Source organism: Stenotrophomonas sp. 1L-E-5-B-C3, from assembly GCF_057292075.1.
In genome coordinates, this window is record NZ_JBXAWS010000010.1 from 44,106 (window position 1) to 61,170 (window position 17,065).

Annotated in this window: 12 protein-coding genes; 5 read left to right on the forward strand and 7 right to left on the reverse strand. The window is 66.6% G+C overall.

The annotated features are described in order from the left end of the window. Positions 1-66 precede the first annotated feature (66 nt). From AC0Z6F_RS13955 to hflK, 4 genes are all read right to left on the reverse strand, one after another. Positions 67-1,359 (reverse strand): adenylosuccinate synthase, encoded by a 1,293-nt coding sequence (locus AC0Z6F_RS13955; RefSeq protein WP_485617331.1) that lies wholly within the window; start codon positions 1,357-1,359, stop codon positions 67-69. A 384-nt stretch (positions 1,360-1,743) separates the two neighbouring features. Continuing rightward, the gene (locus AC0Z6F_RS13960; protein ID WP_005410640.1) at positions 1,744-1,929 is read right to left on the reverse strand and encodes a DUF2065 domain-containing protein; all 186 of its coding nucleotides are present in this window, start codon (positions 1,927-1,929) and stop codon (positions 1,744-1,746) included. Between the two features lie 67 nt (positions 1,930-1,996). Beyond that, the gene (gene hflC / locus AC0Z6F_RS13965; RefSeq protein WP_006383787.1) at positions 1,997-2,860 is read right to left on the reverse strand and encodes a protease modulator HflC; all 864 of its coding nucleotides are present in this window, start codon (positions 2,858-2,860) and stop codon (positions 1,997-1,999) included. Then, positions 2,857-3,990 (reverse strand): FtsH protease activity modulator HflK, encoded by a 1,134-nt coding sequence (hflK, locus tag AC0Z6F_RS13970; protein ID WP_006383788.1) that lies wholly within the window; start codon positions 3,988-3,990, stop codon positions 2,857-2,859. The genes hflC and hflK overlap by 4 nt, the downstream gene beginning before the upstream one ends. A 153-nt stretch (positions 3,991-4,143) precedes the next feature. Here hflK and AC0Z6F_RS13975 point away from each other — a divergent pair, with 153 nt between their 5' ends. Together AC0Z6F_RS13975 and pilH are read left to right on the forward strand one after the other, a co-directional pair. Then, positions 4,144-5,139: a YhdH/YhfP family quinone oxidoreductase gene (locus tag AC0Z6F_RS13975; protein WP_100435101.1), complete on the forward strand. Its 996-nt coding sequence runs from the start codon at positions 4,144-4,146 to the stop codon at positions 5,137-5,139. A gap of 88 nt (positions 5,140-5,227) precedes the next feature. Next, positions 5,228-5,599, forward strand: a complete 372-nt coding sequence (pilH, locus tag AC0Z6F_RS13980) for a twitching motility response regulator PilH (RefSeq protein ID WP_005410644.1) — start codon at positions 5,228-5,230, stop codon at positions 5,597-5,599. Positions 5,600-5,687: 88 nt separating this feature from the next. Here the strand turns inward: pilH and AC0Z6F_RS13985 are convergent, their stop codons facing one another. After that, a complete protein-coding gene (locus AC0Z6F_RS13985; protein WP_197585419.1) occupies positions 5,688-6,575 on the reverse strand; it encodes a DnaJ C-terminal domain-containing protein in 888 nt (295 codons plus the stop codon). Positions 6,576-6,836: 261 nt separating this feature from the next. Here AC0Z6F_RS13985 and AC0Z6F_RS13990 point away from each other — a divergent pair, with 261 nt between their 5' ends. Together AC0Z6F_RS13990 and AC0Z6F_RS13995 are read left to right on the forward strand one after the other, a co-directional pair. After that, positions 6,837-7,319 carry a peroxiredoxin gene (locus tag AC0Z6F_RS13990; protein ID WP_006383828.1) on the forward strand — a complete coding sequence of 161 codons (483 nt, stop codon included), beginning with the start codon at positions 6,837-6,839 and terminating at the stop codon, positions 7,317-7,319. A 29-nt stretch (positions 7,320-7,348) separates the two neighbouring features. Next, positions 7,349-7,924 (forward strand): ferritin-like domain-containing protein, encoded by a 576-nt coding sequence (locus AC0Z6F_RS13995; RefSeq protein WP_485617337.1) that lies wholly within the window; start codon positions 7,349-7,351, stop codon positions 7,922-7,924. A gap of 113 nt (positions 7,925-8,037) precedes the next feature. Here the strand turns inward: AC0Z6F_RS13995 and pbpC are convergent, their stop codons facing one another. Together pbpC and AC0Z6F_RS14005 are read right to left on the reverse strand one after the other, a co-directional pair. Continuing rightward, positions 8,038-10,419, reverse strand: a complete 2,382-nt coding sequence (pbpC, locus tag AC0Z6F_RS14000; RefSeq protein WP_100469279.1) for a penicillin-binding protein 1C — start codon at positions 10,417-10,419, stop codon at positions 8,038-8,040. A 64-nt stretch (positions 10,420-10,483) separates the two neighbouring features. After that, positions 10,484-15,391 (reverse strand): alpha-2-macroglobulin family protein, encoded by a 4,908-nt coding sequence (locus AC0Z6F_RS14005; RefSeq protein WP_485617339.1) that lies wholly within the window; start codon positions 15,389-15,391, stop codon positions 10,484-10,486. A gap of 502 nt (positions 15,392-15,893) precedes the next feature. On the opposite strand from AC0Z6F_RS14005, the gene AC0Z6F_RS14010 reads away from it, so the two are divergent. Then, complete coding sequence (locus AC0Z6F_RS14010) at positions 15,894-16,916, forward strand: WD40 repeat domain-containing protein (protein ID WP_485617341.1); 1,023 nt, start codon at positions 15,894-15,896, stop codon at positions 16,914-16,916. The last annotated feature ends 149 nt before the right edge of the window (positions 16,917-17,065 follow it).

The following is a 17,065-nucleotide window of genomic DNA, read 5'->3' on the forward strand; positions in this document are numbered from 1 at the left end:
CCGGGCATGGCCCGGCGCTACCAGTGCGGCAGCGTTGCCAGGCAGAGCCTGGCACCGCCGCATCACTCAGGCGAACGGATCCTGCAGGACCATGGTGTGGTCGCGGTCCGGGCCGGTGGAGACGATGCTGATCGGGCAGCCGGCCAGCTCTTCCAGCGAACGCAGGTAGGCACGTGCGGCCGGCGGCAGGTCGTCCCAGTTGGTGATGCCGTGGGTGTTCTCGCTCCAGCCTGGGAACTCCAGGTACACGGGGGTGCACTCTTCCCAGCCCTGCGCGTCCAGCGGCGCGTACTCGGTGCGCTTGCCGTTGTATTCGTACGCGATGCAGACCTTCAGCTTTTCCATGCCATCCAGCACGTCCAGCTTGGTGATGCACAGGCCGCTGATGCCGTTGATAGCCACGGCGCGCTTCAGCGCGACGATGTCCATCCAGCCGCAGCGACGCGGGCGACCGGTCGAGGCACCGTACTCGGCACCGCGGTCACGGATGCCCTGGCCGATTTCGTCGTCCAGCTCGGTCGGGAACGGACCACCGCCAACGCGGGTGGCGTAGGCCTTGGCGATGCCCAACACGTAGTCGATCGAATCTGCGCCCACGCCGGCACCGGCCAGCGCACCACCCACGGTGGTGTTGGAGCTGGTGACGTACGGGTAGGTGCCGTGGTCGATGTCCAGCAGTGCGCCCTGCGCGCCTTCGAACAGCACGCGCTTACCCTGCTTGCGCAGGTCGTGCAGGATGCCGGCCACGTCGGACTTCATCGGCTGCACGTACTCCCCGAAGGCCAGTGCTTCATCGAAGGTCTTCTGGAAATCGACGGCGTCGGTCTTCAGGTAATTGGTGAGCACGAAGTTGTGGTAGTCCAGCGCGGTGCGCAGGAGCTCTTCCAGCTGCTTCGGGTAGTGCAGGTCGGCGATACGGATACCGCGGCGCGCCACCTTGTCTTCGTAGGCCGGGCCGATGCCGCGACCGGTGGTGCCGATCGCCTTGCCACCGGCAGCGCGTTCGCGCGCCTGGTCCAGGGCGATGTGGTACGGCATGATCAGCGGCGCGGCCGGCGAGATCTTCAGGCGCGAACGCACTTCCACGCCGGAGGTTTCCAGCTCGGCGATTTCCTTCTGCAGCGCGGCCGGCGAGATCACCACGCCGTTGCCGATCAGGCACAGCGCATCGTCACGCAGGATGCCCGACGGGATCAGGTGCAGGACGGTCTTCTTGCCGTTGATGACCAGAGTGTGGCCGGCGTTGTGGCCGCCCTGGAAGCGCACGACGGCGCCGATTTCCTCAGTGAGCAGATCGACGATCTTGCCCTTGCCTTCATCGCCCCACTGGGCACCCAACACTACGACAGACTGACCCATGACGGGCTCCTCGATTTTGTAGCGGCCATCGGGGCCGCGGACGGGTAAACCGTGGCGGGGCTGCCCAGCACCTGGATGGCGGCTCCAAACGGGGAGCAGCCGGCGATGGAAGGCCCAGACACAGAAAAAGCCGAACGGGGAGGCCCGTCCGGCTTTTGTGCATTATCCGGGTTTCCGGGGTCCGGTGCCACCTTTCCGACGGGCGGCTTCACCGGCCGGTCAGGCGCCCCGCCCGGTGGTGCCGGCCGCTGGCCGGCAATGCCAACCAAGGTTGGCATCTACCAGAGCCGGGCCACGCATGTGCCGGCCAGTCAGACGCCTCCCGGTAGTGCCGGCCGCTGGCCGGCAATCCCAGGTTGCCGGCCAGCGGCCGGCACTACCCTTTCAATGACGCGCCCACCACAGCAGGCTCAGGCCGGCCAGCAGCACCAGCCCGCCGAAGCTGCGCAGGGCCGGGCTGGGCAGGTCAAGCAGGCGCTCGGCCATGCGCTTCCAGGCAAACGGTGCGACGAACAGGAACAGGCCTTCCAGCACCGCCACCAGGCAGACAGCGGCGAACAGATCTTTCATGGGGGACTCCAGAAAAAGCACGGGGCCCGGCATCTGGCCGGGCCCCGTGGGGTACTGCCCTGCGACCTCAGCGGTCGTTCTTCAGGTACTGCAGGAACGGGTCGTTCTTGTCCAGCACGATCACGCCGTTGCCGTCGGTCATGGAGCCACGGTAGGCCTCCAGGCTGCGGTAGAACGCATAGAACGACGGATCGGCCGAGCCGGCCTTGCCATAGATCCGGGCCGCATCGGCATCGCCTTCACCGCGCAGGCGCTGCGCATCACGCTCGGCTTCGGCGATCAGCACGGTGCTGTCACGGTCGGCCTGGGCGCGGATGGTCAGCGACTGCTCCTCGCCCTCCGCGCGCAGCTTGGCGGCTTCCTGCTTGCGCTGGGCGCGCATGCGCTCGTACACGTCGTTGATCACCTGGCTGTCGGTCGGCAGGTCCACCTGCTTGATGCGCAGGTCGATCATCTGCATGCCCAGCCCGGCCACGGCCTCGTTGATCCCCTTCAGCTGCTCGGCGATCAGCTCGCTGCGGTCGCCGGAGACCAGCTGCTGCAGGGTGCGCGAGTTGATCTGGTTGCGCAGCGAGTCGGTGATGATCGGGGCCAGGCGGGCGTTGGCCACGCGCGGATCGCCACCGGTGGCACGGAAGTAGTCACCCACGTTGGAGATGTAGCCGATGGCGAAGAAGTCGACGCTGACGTCCTTCTGCTCGGCGGTGAAGTAGCGCGCCGGGGCGGTGTCGAGCACCTGGAAGCGGCGGTCGAAGACCTTCACCGTTTCCACCACCGGCACCTTGAAGTGCAGGCCCGGCTTGATGTCCGAACGCACCACCTTGCCCAGGTTCAGGACCATGGCGGTCTGGTCCTCACGGACCACGTACACCGAGCCGAGCAGGCCCAGCACCACCGCCACGATCACGGCGATCCAGATAGGACTCTTCATCGGCTGCCCTCCTCACGGCCGCTCGGTCGCCCGGTCGGGCGGCCCACCGGCCGGCCCGGATCACGGGAAGCTTCCACCGCTGCACCCGGCAGCGACGGCATCACCACCTCCGGATTGGTCACCCCCGGCGGGGCCGAGGTAGTGGGACGGGTATCGCCGGTCATCGGCACATAGATCAGCTGGCGACCATCGCCACCGATCACCTTGCGGTTCTCGCTCAACACCTGCTGCACGGTCTCCAGCCACAGGCGCTTGCGGGTCACTTCCGGGGCGTCCTTGTACTGGGCCTGCAGCAGGCTGAAGCGCTGCGCGTCACCCTCGGCCTTGGACACCACGGCCTGCTTGTAGCCTTCGGCGGTGGTACGGGCACGCGAGGCCTGGCCTCGGGCTTCCGGCACGACCTTGGCGGCATAGGCCTGGGCTTCGTTGATCAGGCGTTCCTTGACCTGCTGGGCACCGTTGACCTCGTCGAAGGCCGGCTTCACTTCCTCCGGCGGACGGGCGTCCTGCAGGGTCAGGCCGGTCACGGTCAGGCCGGTCTTGAACGCCTTCAGCAGCGCCTGCAGGCGCTCCTCGGCGGCCACGGCCAGCGGGCCACGGTTGTTCAGTACCGCGTTGAGGTCGGCACGGCCGACTTCCTCGCGCACCGCGCTCTGCGCCGACTGCTCCAGCACCTGGTTGGCATCAACCGTGCCGAACAGGTACTGCTGCGGGTCGTCGATGCGGTACTGGACGTTCAGCGAGACGTTGACGATGTTCTCGTCGCGGGTCAGCACCGGCACCTGGATCGAGAACGTCTTGATCTCGGTGGCGTTGACCTTGGTGACCGATTCGATCGGCCACGGCAACTTGAAGTTCGGACCAGGGGTGAGGATGCGCGAGAACTGGCCGAAGCGCAGCACCACGCCACGCTGTTGTTCGCCGATCAGCTGGAAGCTGGAGAACAGCACCAGCAACACCACCGCTGCCGCCACCCAACGCAGGATGCCACCGTCGAACAGATCCTTCAGCGGCCCGGGCAGTCCGCCCCAGCCACCGCCATTGCCACCGCCGCGCGTGCCGAAAGGCCCACGTCGCTTGTCCTCGGGGCCTTGTCCGCCCTTGTTGCCGCCGGGTGTATTCCAGGCCATGCACGCTCCATCAAGATTTGGGCTGCGGCGCGGGCCCTTCCCGCAACGCCAGCCGTGAAACCATTACCGATCATACAAGATGGGGCGGACCGGCAGGATTGAAAGGGGCTCGACGGGGTAAGGTGGCGTTTTCCTCGAAGTCAGGCAGCGCCGATGGCCCCCACCACCCCGTTTACCGCCTTCCGCATCGAAAATGACGATGCCGGTTACCGCGCCGGCCTGGCCCACATCACTGTCGACGACCTCAACCCCGGCCAGGTGCTGATCCGCGCCCAGTGGTCTTCGGTCAACTACAAGGACGCGCTGGCGGGCACCGGCAAGGGCAGGATCCTGCGCCGCTTCCCGCTGGTCGGCGGGATCGATGTGGCCGGCACCGTGGTGGCATCCACCGACCCGGCCTGGCGTGAAGGCGATGCGGTACTGGCCACCGGCTGCGGCCTCAGCGAAACCCGGGATGGGGGCTACAGCCAGTACGTGCGGCTGCAATCGAGCGCGGTGATCGCGCAGCCGGCCGGGCTGAGCCCGCGCGAGGCGATGGTGCTGGGCACCGCCGGCTTCACGGCAGCGTTGGCCCTGCTGCGCCTGCAGGACAACCGGCAGACCCCGGAGCTCGGCCCGCTGGCGGTCACCGGCGCCAGCGGCGGTGTGGGCGCGTTGGCGCTGTCCATCTTCAGCCGTGCCGGCTACACGGTGCACGCGGTCAGCGGCAAGCCTGAGCAGTCGGACTTCCTGCGCGGCATCGGCGCCGCCGAGGTGCTGCCACGCTCGGCGTTGGCCGATACCGGCCCACTGCAGTCGGCCCGCTTCGGCGGGGGCCTCGACAATGCCGGAGGCGACATGCTGGCCAGCCTGCTGGCGCAGACCGTGCCCTATGGCAGCGTGGTCAGCGCCGGCCTCGCTGCGAGCCCGAAACTGGACATGACGGTGATGCCGTTCATCCTGCGCGGCGTGTCACTGCTGGGCGTGTCCTCGGCCAATGCACCGCGCGGGCTGCGCGAAGCCGTGTGGGCGCGGCTGGGCAATGAGTGGAAGCCGCAACACCTGGACCGCATCTGTACCGCCGAAGTCGGCCTGGACGGCCTGCCGGCGGTGTTCGAGCGGATGCTGGCCGGCGGTTCGCTGGGCCGCACCGTGGTGCGGATCGACTGAACGTTGCAGGCAGGCGACGGACGGCAGATGCGGCCCTCCCACCGGTAATGAGCCCGCACTACACTGCGGGCATTACATGGGGAACAACATGGCACGCATTCTGATCGTCGACGACTCACCGTCGCAGCTGTTGGGGATACAGCGCATCGTCGAGAAGCTCGGGCACCAGATCCTGACCGCCACCGATGGCGCCGCCGGGGTCGAAACCGCCAAGGCCGAGCTGCCCGACCTGGTCCTGATGGACGTGGTGATGCCCAACCTCAATGGCTTCCAGGCCACCCGCACGCTTGCCCGCGACGAGGCGACCCGGCACATCCCGGTGATCCTGGTGACCACCAAGGACCAGGACACCGACCGCATGTGGGGCATGCGCCAGGGTGCCAAGGCCTACATCACCAAGCCGTTCTCGGAAGACGAGCTGTCCGAGGTGCTGGAGCGGGTGTTCGCCGGGCAGGGCTGAGACACGCGCGGTAGTGCCGGCCGCTGGCCGGCAACCACGCATCACCGTCCCGGGCAATGAAGTTGCCGGCCAGCGGCCGGCACTACCTTCAAATGGTCTCGCCGAAGGCCTTGGCCAGATTCCGGTAGGCCTTCTTCTGCGCCTCGTCGGTCGCGGCCGGGGCCACGATCTCGATCTCGACGATCTGGTCGCCCTCCGGATTGCCCGGCAGGCCGCGGCCACGCAGGCGCAGCTTGCGGCCGGCATCGGAATCGGCCGGAATCTTCAATTCCACCGCTCCACCCAGGGTCGGCACGCTGATGCTGGTACCCAGCGCGGCCTGCCACGGGGTCACCGGCAGCGTATAGAGGATGTTGCGGCCATCGACCTCGAACTGTGGGTGGGCGGCATATTCCACTTCCAGCAGCAGGTTGCCGCCATGGTTGCCCTGCCCGGCCAGCCGGATCACCTGGCCCGGGCGGATACCCTTGGGCACGCGTACATCCAGCTGCTTGCCGTTGACCGTGATGCGCAGGCTGTCGCCGCTGTAGGCCGCTTCCAGCGGCACCGACAGCTTGGCGCGGGTATCACGGTTGGGCGCATGGCCCTGGCTGCTGAAACCCGGCCCCGGACCGGCACCGCCACGCTGGCGCGCGAACAGGCTCTCGAAGAAGTCACTGAAGCCGCCATTGGGGCCGCCACCGCCGAACACTTCCTCGAAGTTGAAGCCACCGGCACCACCGTAGTTCGGCGGTACGTTGAATTCCTCGCCCGGGCGATAGCCCTGTGCGCGCAGCTGGTCGTAGGCCGCGCGCTTCTCCGGGTCACGCAGCGCCTCGTAGGCCTCGTTGACCGCCTTGAACTTGTCTTCGGCCCCGGCCTCCTTGCTGACGTCCGGGTGGTACTTGCGTGCCAGCCGGCGGTAGGCGGTCTTGATTTCCGCCTCGCCCGCGCTCGGTTCCACCCCCAGGGTGGCGTAGTAATCCTTGAATTCCATCCAGCTACCTCGATCTGCTTCGGCCGCGCCGGTGGCGCCGCCCCGGGTTCATTCTACGCGCCGGCGATGCTACGCCGCCCCTCGTGCGGCCCCGGTGAGGCCGACTGATCCTGCGCAATGCGGCTGCCATCCCCATGCGCCACGCTGTGGCTGGAAGCCCCTGCCGCAAAGCCTGAAGATGGGGCCTGCACACGGGTTTTCCAATGTCTTGACGCCCCTGTCCCATCCGGCCCACTAGCCTGCCCCAGCAAGGAGTTCCCCATGACCATCCATGTCGGCGACCGCATTCCGGAAGTGACCCTCAAGCGCATCCGCGAGGGCATCGAAACGCTCGATACGCATTCGCTGTTCGACGCGCGCAAGGTGGTGCTGTTCGCCGTGCCCGGCGCGTTCACCCCGACCTGCTCGGCGCGCCACCTGCCCGGCTACGTCGAAAAGTTCGAGGCGTTCCGTCAGCGCGGTATCGACGTCTACTGCGTGGCAGTCAACGACCCGTTCGTGATGAAGGCTTGGGCGGCCGAACAGGACGTGCCCGCCGGCCTGATGATGCTGTCCGACGGCAACGCCGAACTGACCCGCGCGCTCGGCCTGGAACTCGATGCCAGCGCCTCGGGCATGGGCATCCGTTCGCGCCGCTTTGCCCTGTACGTGGTCGACGGCGTGGTGCGCGCGGCCTGGATCGAGCAGCCCGGCCAGTTCGAGGTGTCTTCGGCCGAGTACGTGCTGGAGCATCTGCCAACCTGATCTTTCACCGCAAGAGGAAACGGCCAGCCATGTCCACCAAGCCAGCCAAAGCCGCAAAGCCTGCCGCAAAGATGCCCGGCATCAGTGACCGCAAGACCCTGCGCGAACGCGCGCGGCGCAACATCGAAGACGGGGCGATCACCGACAGCTACAGCGCCGACCGCAAGGTCGTGATCAAGCTGCTCAACGATGCACTGGCCACCGAGTACGTATGCGTGCTACGCTACTACCGGCACTACTTCATGGCCAAGGGCATGTTGGCCGACGCGGTGAAAGCCGAATTCCTCGAGCATGCACAGCAGGAACAGGCGCACGCCGGCAAGCTGGCCGAGCGCATCGTCCAGCTCGGCGGCGAGCCGGACTTCAACCCCGACACGCTGACCGCGCGCTCGCATGCCGAGTACAAGGAAGGCAGCGACCTGCGCGACATGGTCCGCGAGAATCTGGTGGCCGAACGCATCGCCATCGACAGCTACCGCGAGATGATCAACTTCATCGGCGACCGCGATACCACCACCAAGCGCGTCCTTGAAGAGATCCTCGCGCAGGAAGAGGAACACGCCGACGAATTCGCCGACCTGCTGGATGGGTGGATCGGGGAATGATCCGGTAGATGCCCACCTTGGTGGGCGCTTCGCCGCGTGCCAACCAAGGTTGGCACCTACCAGAGCACAAAGGTGTTGTTGGCGCTGGACCGAGTGCCGACCAAGGTCGGCATCTACCTGAGAACGTTGAACCGCACCTGCGTCCACGCGCCATCGGCCGCCAGCGCGGTCAGGGTGTGTGCGCCCGGCTCGGCGAATTCGCGCTGCATCAACTGCGCGCCATGGGTCTGCGCGATCCAGCGTCCATCCAGCAACCAGTCCACTGCCTGCTCGCTGCCCAGCGCGCGCAGTTGCAGGCGCACGCCATGTTCGGCATTGGGTGCGCGCGCCAGGGTAGCGCCGTTGTTGAGACCGTCGATGTGCAGCGCCACGCTGGCATCGCGTCCGTCTTCGCGGCAATCCGGTGACAGCGCTGGCAACTGCGAGGCCTCGCGCGTGGCCTTGGGTAACCATGGCGACAACAGCGCCGGCCAGCGCGCGATCTCACGCGCGACTTCCTCATGCGGCAAACGGCAATCAGCAGATACACGCAGACCGGTCCGCGCATCGGCCAGGTAACGCTGCCGGCCCGGCTGCCAGCGCCGCGCCTCGCGCTCGGGGAAGGTCGGTGGTGCTGCGCCGTCCAGCAGGTAGGCCGACATCCGCCGCTGGCACAGTGCCGCGGGCAGCCCCTCGGCACGTTCGCCGGTCGGCCAGCAGATGTCTTCCTGGCTGACACTGGTCGGCATCGGCGCAGCAGCGGAATCGCCACGCTGGCGCGGCAGGCTGTCGACCACTTCGAACATCAGCGGCAGTGCAGTGACCGCACCGTACTGGCCCGGCAACGGCGTGCCGTCCGGTCGGCCCACCCACACGCCTACCGTGTAGTGGCGGGTGCTGCCAATCGCCCACGCATCGCGATAGCCATAGCTGGTACCGGTCTTCCAGGCCACGCGCGGGCGGCCACCGATATCGAAGGTACCGACGCTGTAGCCCGGTCGTGGGTTCGATTCCAGCATCTCGCGCACGATCCAGCTGGCGCCCGGCGACGCCAGGCGCCGCTCGATCATCGGTTCGTCATCGGTGTAGCGCACGCGTCCGGCAATGCCGTTGCGGTTCAGCGCCGCGAACGCGCCGACCAGATCTTCCAGCCGCGCGCCGGTGCCGCCCAGAATCAGTGACAGGTTGGGCGTGCTGCCCGGCGGGAAGCGCAGCTGGATGCCGGAGTGCGAAAGCCGTGCAGCAAAGCGCGCGGCCCCGACCCGCTGCAGCAGGTCCACCGAGGGCACGTTGAGCGACAGGCGCAATGCGCTGGACGCGCCGATCGGCCCATTGAAGGCCATGTCGAAATTGCCGGGCCGGTAGCTGCCGAAACTCTGTGGCGCATCGACCAGCAGGCTTTCCGAATGGATCAAGCCATCGTCCAGCGCCATCGCATACAGGAACGGCTTGAGCGTGGAGCCCGGCGAGCGCCAGGCCTGCACCATGTCGACGTGGCCGAGCCGCTGGCGGTCACCAAAGGACAACGTACCGACGTAGGCACGCGCCTGCAGGGTCTGGTTGTCGACCACCAGCAAGGCCGCCGAAGTACGCTCGGGCAGCGTCGAGAAATAGCTGGCCACGCGCTCTTCCAGCGTGCGCTGCAGGCCGATGTCGATGCTGCTCTGGATGCGCGCCTGTCCTGGATGCGCCGAATGCAGTCGCTGCGCAAGCAATGCGGCATGCAGCGGCGGCCGCAACGAGCGCGCCACTACGTTCTCGATACGCGCGTCCTGCACTTCTTCCGGCGTCCACGCGCCCAGTTCGGCCATGCGTGACAGCACCTTGTCCCGCGCCTTCTGCGCGGCTTCCGGGTGGCGGTCCGGGCGCAGCCGGCTTGGTGCCTGTGGCAGTACCGCCAGCAACGCGGCCTCGGCATGTGACAGCTGCGCCGCCGGCTTGCCCAGATAGGCCCAGCTGGCCGCTTCCACGCCCTCGATGGTGCCACCGTAGGGCGCGCGCTCCAGATACAGGGCCAGGATCTGCCGCTTGCTCAGGTGAACTTCCAGCTGCACCGCGCGCAGCATCTGCTTGAGCTTTCCCCAGGGCGTGCGCGTATGCGGGTCGAGGATGCGCGCGACCTGCATGGTCAGGGTCGAGCCGCCGGAAACGATGCGACCACCGCGCAGCAGCTGGCCGCTGGCACGCAGGATCGCCAGCGGGTTGATGCCCGGATGGCGCCAGAACCAGCGGTCTTCGTAGGTCAGCAGCGCCTGCAGGTACAGCGGCGAGACGCTGTCGATCGATGCCGGATAGCGCCACACGCCCTCGGCATCGGCGAACGCACGCAACGGCGTGCCGTCGGCGGCGACCACCAGGGTGCTGGTATCGCGTTGCTTCGGCAGCGGTGGCGGGAAGGCGAAATCCAGCACCAGCAGCAGTGCCAGCAGGGCCGCCGTACCCCAGCGCAGCCACGGCCACAGCGGCCGCAGCCAGCGGCGCAGGGCCGCCAGCCGGGTCGACATCGTCTTCTTCATTGCAGCGTGCCGGATTGGAGCTTGCCAGCGGGACGGGCCGCGCCCTCGCGGCCCGTCCGCGCGGTCACGGCTGTACCACCGTGATCGTGGTCGGGTTGCTGCGGCCGACGCCACGCAGCTGCGGCCGGTACATGTCCTCCACCAGCGGCGGCGGCACCGAGTAAGTACCCGGGGTCACCGCGCGCACCAGATAGAACACGTTGGCCTTGCTGCCACGCGAGAGCTTCAGCGCGGCCACATAGCGGTCGTCGCGGAACTCCTCATGCTTGGTGTCGGCGGCTTCACCGCGGTCGCTGATGGTGATGCCATCAACCACCACATCGGCCCACTGCTTGGCGTCGCCCAGATTGAAGTTCTCGATCTCCAGACCCGCCGGCAACAGGTCGGTCAGCAGGGCATCGGGCATCGTGGTGTCGGCGGTGACCGTCACGCGCACGATCAGGGCTTCGCCTTCCTTCAGCGGACGCGGCGACCACGGCTTGCCATCGGTGCCGTAGTAGCTGCGCTCAATGCCCAGCACACTGTTGTCCGGTGCCGGCGCGCTGCGCGGGATGCCGGCCACGTCGATGCTGGCGAACATCGGCGGCTGGCCCTGCGGGGTGAAGCGCACGCCGCTGGCCAGCTCACTGGCGCTGAAGTTGCGGCCGAACAGCTTTCGCTCGCCGATGGCTTCGGTGTTGCCACCAATCACCAGTTCACCGGCCACCAGTGCCTTCTGGTTGGCGGCCAGGGCCTTGCCAAGACGGGCGATGGCCACCTGCTCCTGCGTACTCAGCCACATCCAGCCGGCATTGCGGCGCGCATCCAGGCCACGGCCGAGATCCACCGCACGCGCGTCCCACGCGGGCTTGGCCAGCTTGTTTTCGTGGGTCAGCGCGATCATCAGCGCGTCATCACGGATCGCACTGCCGTAGTCGCCGAAGTACGACGGGCGTTCGCTGCTGGACTTGGCGAAGGCCGCGGCCAGCGCGGCCTGACCGCGCTTGGCATCGCCCTGCAGCGACAGCGCCACGCCCAGATGGACCAGCGACAGGCCGCCGACCGCCTTGCTGCGCTCGTTGTCGTACAGCGTGCGCAGGGTACCCAGCGGCGCACGGTTGACCCGGGCCAGTACGTAGCCCGAATACGCCTGGTTGGCGAACTTCAGCTTCTCGCGGTCGTCCTGGCCGTAGAACTGGTTGCCGCCGGACAGCAGGTCCTCGCTGAGCCGGTTGAGCGCCTTCTGCAGCACGTTGTCGGGCACCGCGAAACCGGCGTCCTTGGCATCGAGCAGGAACTCGGTGATGTACGGGGTCAGCCACGGGTTCACGTAGCCGTCGTCACCCCACATCGAGAAGTTGCCGTTGGCCACCTGCATCGACGCCAGGCGACCGAACGCACCTTCCATGCGTTCGCGACGGGTCTTGGCATCCAGGCCATCGGCACCGAGCATCGACGACGTCGCCTGGTCCAGGATCAGCGCGGCGTAGCCCTTGCTGGTGGTCTGCTCGGCACAGCCGTACGGGTAGTTCAGCGCGCCCTGCAGCGCACTGGCGAACGGGATCGGCGGCAGCGGGCTGACCAGCAGGCGGGCATTCACCGACTCGGACATCAGGCCATCGGTCAGGCTGTTGTCGAGACTGACCGCTGCCAGCGGATCCAGCGTGCGCACCTGCGAACGCAGCACCTGCGGCCACGCCGCACGCACCGGCAGCTCGTAGCGGCGATCGGCCTTGAAGCCGTTGCCGTCCACCCGCACCCGCACCTTGGCCACGCTGTGGCCCTCACGTGCCGACAGCGGGAAGCTCAGCGTGGTCTTGGCATCGGCATTCAACTGCACGCTGCGGCTGCCCTCGGCCAGGTTCAGCGGGCCCTCGGTGTCCACCTTCACGTTGAACTGCCCCGGCTTGCCGGTGAAGTTCTGCACGTCCAGGGTCACTGTGCTGCGGTCGCCCGGGGCCAGCACGCGCGGCATGCTGGCTTCGGCCAGGATCGGAGCGCGCACCACGGTTTCCACATCGCGCTTGCCATACTGGTCATCGCTGTAGACCAGCGCCGACACCCGCAGGGTGCCGTTGAAGTCCGGCACCTTCAGGCGGATGCGGGCGATGCCCTTGGCATCGAGCTGCACCGGGCCGGAGAACAGGTCCACGGTCTGCACGCGCGCGGTCGGGCGCTTGGCCTGCGGCAATGCCTGCAGCGCCATGTCGCCACCGAACTTCAGCTTGCCGGCACCGCCATCGAAGCTCTCGATCACCCGGCTGTAGATGTCGTAGGCATCGATGCCGAGGCGACGCTGGGCGAAGAAGTGCGCACCGGCATCGGGCACCGGGAAGCGGGTGATGTTGAGGATGCCCACGTCCACCGCCGAGACGGTGACGTGCGCCATCTTGCCGGCCAGCTGCGGTGCACTGACCGTCACCGACAGGTCCTGTTCCGGGCGCATCTGCTTGGGCGCCACCAGGCCGACCGCTACGGTGCGGCCCTTGCGGTCCATCGGCACATGCACCACGCCCACGGCACGGGCCGGGGTGATCTTGCTCGGCGCGCTGCCGCCGCGGAACACCAGTGCGGTGATGTAGACGTCGTGGCGCTCCCAGTCGGCGGTGACCGGAATCTTGAAGGTCGAACCCGGCTTGGCGTCGATGTCCTGCACGTACAGCATGCGGTCGGTCTCGACCATCAGGATGCCCTTGCCGGCATGCGGCGGGGTCACCGTCACTTCCAGGGTGTCACCGGCCTTGTAGCCGGTCTTGTCCAGGCCCAGCTTGACCTTGTCCGGGCGTGCATCCAGGCCACGGTTGTCATCGCCCCAGCTCCAGCCGGCACGGAACGGGTAGCGGCTGGTCAGGCCGGTGGACGGATCGAACACGTCCACCCGGTACTCGCCCCACTCCACCGGGAAATCGAAGGCGACCGCGCTGCTGCCGGCATCGACGGTGCGGGTTTCCTTGTTCTCGAAGCGGCGGGTGAAATCGTAGTCCCAGCGGTTGTCGTTGAAGGTCCAGTGGTAGTCGCGCAGTTCGCGCACCAGGGTGATCTTCAGGCCCTTGGCCGGCTGCGGCTTGCCGGCGGCATCCACGCGCATCAGCTCGAAGCGCGCATTGCCGTTGGAGTCGGCACCATCCTCGGGGTTGAACAGCGGGCGCACGCCAACCAGCGCGTTGGCCGGCCACATCACCCGCTTCAGGGTACGGGTGACGGTACGGCCACCGGTTTCATACAGGCTGCCGGACAGCACCACGGCGATCGGTGCCTTGGCCTTGGCGGCCTCTTCCGGCAATGCCACATCCTCACGCAGCTGGCCGTTGCCCGGCAGCGTGGAGTCGATCACGTCCTTGGCTTCGCGCGGCAGCTGCAGGGTCGGGTCACCGAAGAAGTAGCCCGGCAGGCCTTCGACTGGCTGCTGTTCGGCGGCCACCGCCATGCGCGCAGTGAAACGGTTGCCGTCGGCCGGCGCACCGTACAGGTAGGCACCATTGGCCTGCAGGCGCAGGTCCTCGCCCGGCTTCAGCGTCTTCTGCGCGCTGTCCAGGTCCAGCTTCATGCGCTCGGGCAGGAACTCCTCGATGCGCAGGGTCATGCCCTGGATCGCTTCCTTGCTGGCCGGATCGGTGCGGAACTCGACCTGCCAGCGCCCGGTCGGCGCTTCAGCGGGAATGACCTGCTCGAAGTTGATGTAGCCCTGCTCGCCCGGCTGCAGGCGGGTCTCGCGGAAGGTCTTGCCGTCGGGCTGCTTCAGGCGCAGGAACACCGGCTGCGCCTTGACCGGCTTGCCGTCGTTGTCGCGCAGCAGGGCGGACAGGCGCACGGTCTCGCCCGGGCGGTACAGGTCACGGCCGGACCAGGCGTAAACGTCGAACCAGGCATTGTCACGACCGGCCACGGCAAATTCGCTCAGGTCCAGCGCCGGCTGGTTGAACGGCAGGAAGCTGGTGTCCTTGCCCGTGCTGGCGACCAGCACGTGGGTGGCATCCAGCGTGTAGTTCAGCAGCGCATTGCCGTTGCCGTCGGTGCTGCCCTTCAGCACCACCTCGCCCTTGGCGTCCAGCACGCGCAGGTCGATGCCCTTCAGCGGCGCACCGTCCTTGAGGCCGGCGGTGTGCACGAACAGCTTGTCCTTGTAGGCGCGGGTATGCAGGCCGATGTCGCTGACCGAGAAGAACGCGGTATCGAACTCGCCTTCATAGTCGCCGGTGCGCTTGAGCAGGGCAAAGTACAGGCCCGGTTCCTGCAGTTCCTTGATGTCCTGGGTCGGCAGGTAGGTCAGCACCCGCTCGTTCTTCTTGCCGCCGAGGATGAAGCGGTTGACGTAGACCGGCTCGGCCAGCTTGTTGATCGGGCTGCGCTCGTAGTCACTGCTCAGCTCCCAGCTGCCGCGGCGGCCACCGCGCTGGTACTGGCTGAAGAAAGTCGGCAGGTCCTTCTCGCGCACGCGCAGGAATTCAACATCAACCTCGGGCACGTTCACCGAGACCACCGGCAGGCCACGGCTGTCCTTGGCCGGCAGAACGCTGCCCTGTGAGGCGAAACCGACCACCGGCTTCAGCTCGCCGCTGAACACCTTCTGCTTCAGTTCCTTGCCCAGGCGGCTGCCATCGGCGGCCAGCAGGTCCGGCGAGACCACCAGGCTGAACTCCTTGCCAGCCTCGACGAACGGGTAACGCAGGGTCAGGCCGTCATCGGACAGCGTCCAGCTGCTGTCGTCGGTGCCGACCTTCTCTTCGAAGCGCACCAGCTTGTCGAAATCCTGGGTGCCGACCAGCGGGCGCGAGAACTCCAGCGCCAGCGACAGGCCTTCATTCTTCTGGTCCGGGTAAGCGCGCAGCAGGGTGAATTCCTTCACCTGCTCGGCCTTGGTGGTGATGGCCTCACCGCTGCTCTTGGGCAGCTGCCCGCTGTCGTTGCGGCAACCGGCCAGGCCCAGCAACAGGCCTCCTGCCAGTACAGCCGCCGCCCATCCCCACCGCTTCCGCCGTGCCGGACCGCTCATGTCGTCACTCCTTGATCGAGGTGGCCATTATAGGCAGGCCGCGTCAAGGTGTTGACGCGAATTCGGCAATTGCCCGGGCGGGTAGTGCCGGCCGCTGGCCGGCAGGACCGGTAGCCGCCAACCTCGGTTGGCGATAGCCGTGGCAACCAAGGTTGGCACCTACCCAAGCGCCCCTCCCCCGCCGCGCCAGGCACAGGCCGATGCCGGCAACCTGTCTGGCTTGGGATCGGGCGCTCCCCCAATCGTGGCGCGCAATGTCCCGGCGGAGAGAAGGCCGAAGTCGCCCCAAAGTGACGGGTTCAACCCTCGATTGAGCGACTTCCCAATCGGCCTTCAGTCGCCGCTGTAGCATCGGCATCAGGCCTTCTGAACAGCAGTGAACATTGCAATGACACGAGTACGCATGATTCAGGATCCAGCGACCGGTAAGGTCTGGGGTACGCGATGTGACCGAGGTACTGTCGAAGTCACCTCCGGAAGCCCCGGGAAGCTGAAGTCACAGTTGAAAGACTTCCCGAGTCCCGACGAGGCACTGAAATGGGCCATCAAACAGGAGTGGTCGCGGCTGAAAAAGGGCTTCGTACTCGTGAACCATGCTGCTGCCGCAGGCGAACCCTGCATGCATCGTTACATTGGCGGGGGGTACACGGGAGCCCTGATGATTGCGGGTTGCAATGGGAAGCTGGCGACCAATCAGCACCAGGACGAAGACACGCATGGTGCGGCAACCGACATGTTGCTGCTCATTGGTGAAGACGCTGAGATCATCCATGGTTGGCGATCAAGCAAGACGGACCTTGCCTGGTCGGCACTACCTACGGATGACCGGACAGGATTCCTGATTCGATTCGACTCTGGAATCTACCTTTGGACTTCAGATGGCAGTCCTCCCCAGCGGATCAGCGATGCATCCGTACTGTCATCGCCCTTCCTGACAAGGTCCAACGGGCATGCCGCATGGCATGACGGTGAGCAGGTAACGGTAATGAGACTCGACGATGGAAGGCACATCATGCAGCTGGCGCGCTCCCCTGCGATGGTTGGCGGGCATTCCGAGCAGATTATGGGCACGCTCTCAGCGGATGCCACGATGCTTGCCTGCTGTGCCAATCCAGGTGAGATCGAGTACATCGATGTCGCCCAGGCCAAGACCGTGCGCCGACATCAGGCTGATTTTGAAATGATCGTCAAGATGGAGTGGAGCGCGGATGGACGCTGGTTGTTGGCCTTGGAAGAGTATGGACGGTGGCGCCTGCTGTGCCTGGACGCGGCAACAGGCGAATCCCGCCCCGGGTGGCCGGAGTTCACTGATATGATACGAACTGACTTTGCACTGGACTGCGATAGCAAGCGATTGGCCGTCATGCACCGCGGTCATATTGCACTTTATGACTTTGCAGACATGAGGGAAATTCGACGCTTTCCCGTCGATCATGTGGTGCGTACCGCGCATATTGCATGGACGGGACACAATGCCATTTCGGTACGCACCGACTATGGATGCCTTTCCACATATGCGATCTGATCCGGCTTAGTCTATCGCTATCGCGGGATTACACTATCTCTGAGGAACCTCTGCAGACTGCAGCGTGGACCAAAGCATCCCGGTAGTCGCCAACCTTGGTTGGCGTCGGCCGTGCCAACCAAGGTTGGCACCTACCAAAGCAGGTGCAG

Bases quoted from the DNA above. Each gene is read 5' to 3' on its own strand.
- AC0Z6F_RS13975 (WP_100435101.1), top strand. From the start codon at position 4,144: ATGGCCCCCACCACCCCGTTTACCGCCTTCCGCATCGAAAATGACGAT.
- AC0Z6F_RS13955 (WP_485617331.1), bottom strand. From the start codon at position 1,359: ATGGGTCAGTCTGTCGTAGTGTTGGGTGCCCAGTGGGGCGATGAAGGC.
- AC0Z6F_RS13990 (WP_006383828.1), top strand. From the start codon at position 6,837: ATGACCATCCATGTCGGCGACCGCATTCCGGAAGTGACCCTCAAGCGC.
- AC0Z6F_RS13985 (WP_197585419.1), bottom strand. From the start codon at position 6,575: ATGGAATTCAAGGATTACTACGCCACCCTGGGGGTGGAACCGAGCGCG.
- AC0Z6F_RS13995 (WP_485617337.1), top strand. From the start codon at position 7,349: ATGTCCACCAAGCCAGCCAAAGCCGCAAAGCCTGCCGCAAAGATGCCC.
- hflK (WP_006383788.1), bottom strand. From the start codon at position 3,990: ATGGCCTGGAATACACCCGGCGGCAACAAGGGCGGACAAGGCCCCGAG.
- pilH (WP_005410644.1), top strand. From the start codon at position 5,228: ATGGCACGCATTCTGATCGTCGACGACTCACCGTCGCAGCTGTTGGGG.
- pbpC (WP_100469279.1), bottom strand. From the start codon at position 10,419: ATGAAGAAGACGATGTCGACCCGGCTGGCGGCCCTGCGCCGCTGGCTG.
- hflC (WP_006383787.1), bottom strand. From the start codon at position 2,860: ATGAAGAGTCCTATCTGGATCGCCGTGATCGTGGCGGTGGTGCTGGGC.
- AC0Z6F_RS14005 (WP_485617339.1), bottom strand. From the start codon at position 15,391: ATGAGCGGTCCGGCACGGCGGAAGCGGTGGGGATGGGCGGCGGCTGTA.
- AC0Z6F_RS13960 (WP_005410640.1), bottom strand. From the start codon at position 1,929: ATGAAAGATCTGTTCGCCGCTGTCTGCCTGGTGGCGGTGCTGGAAGGC.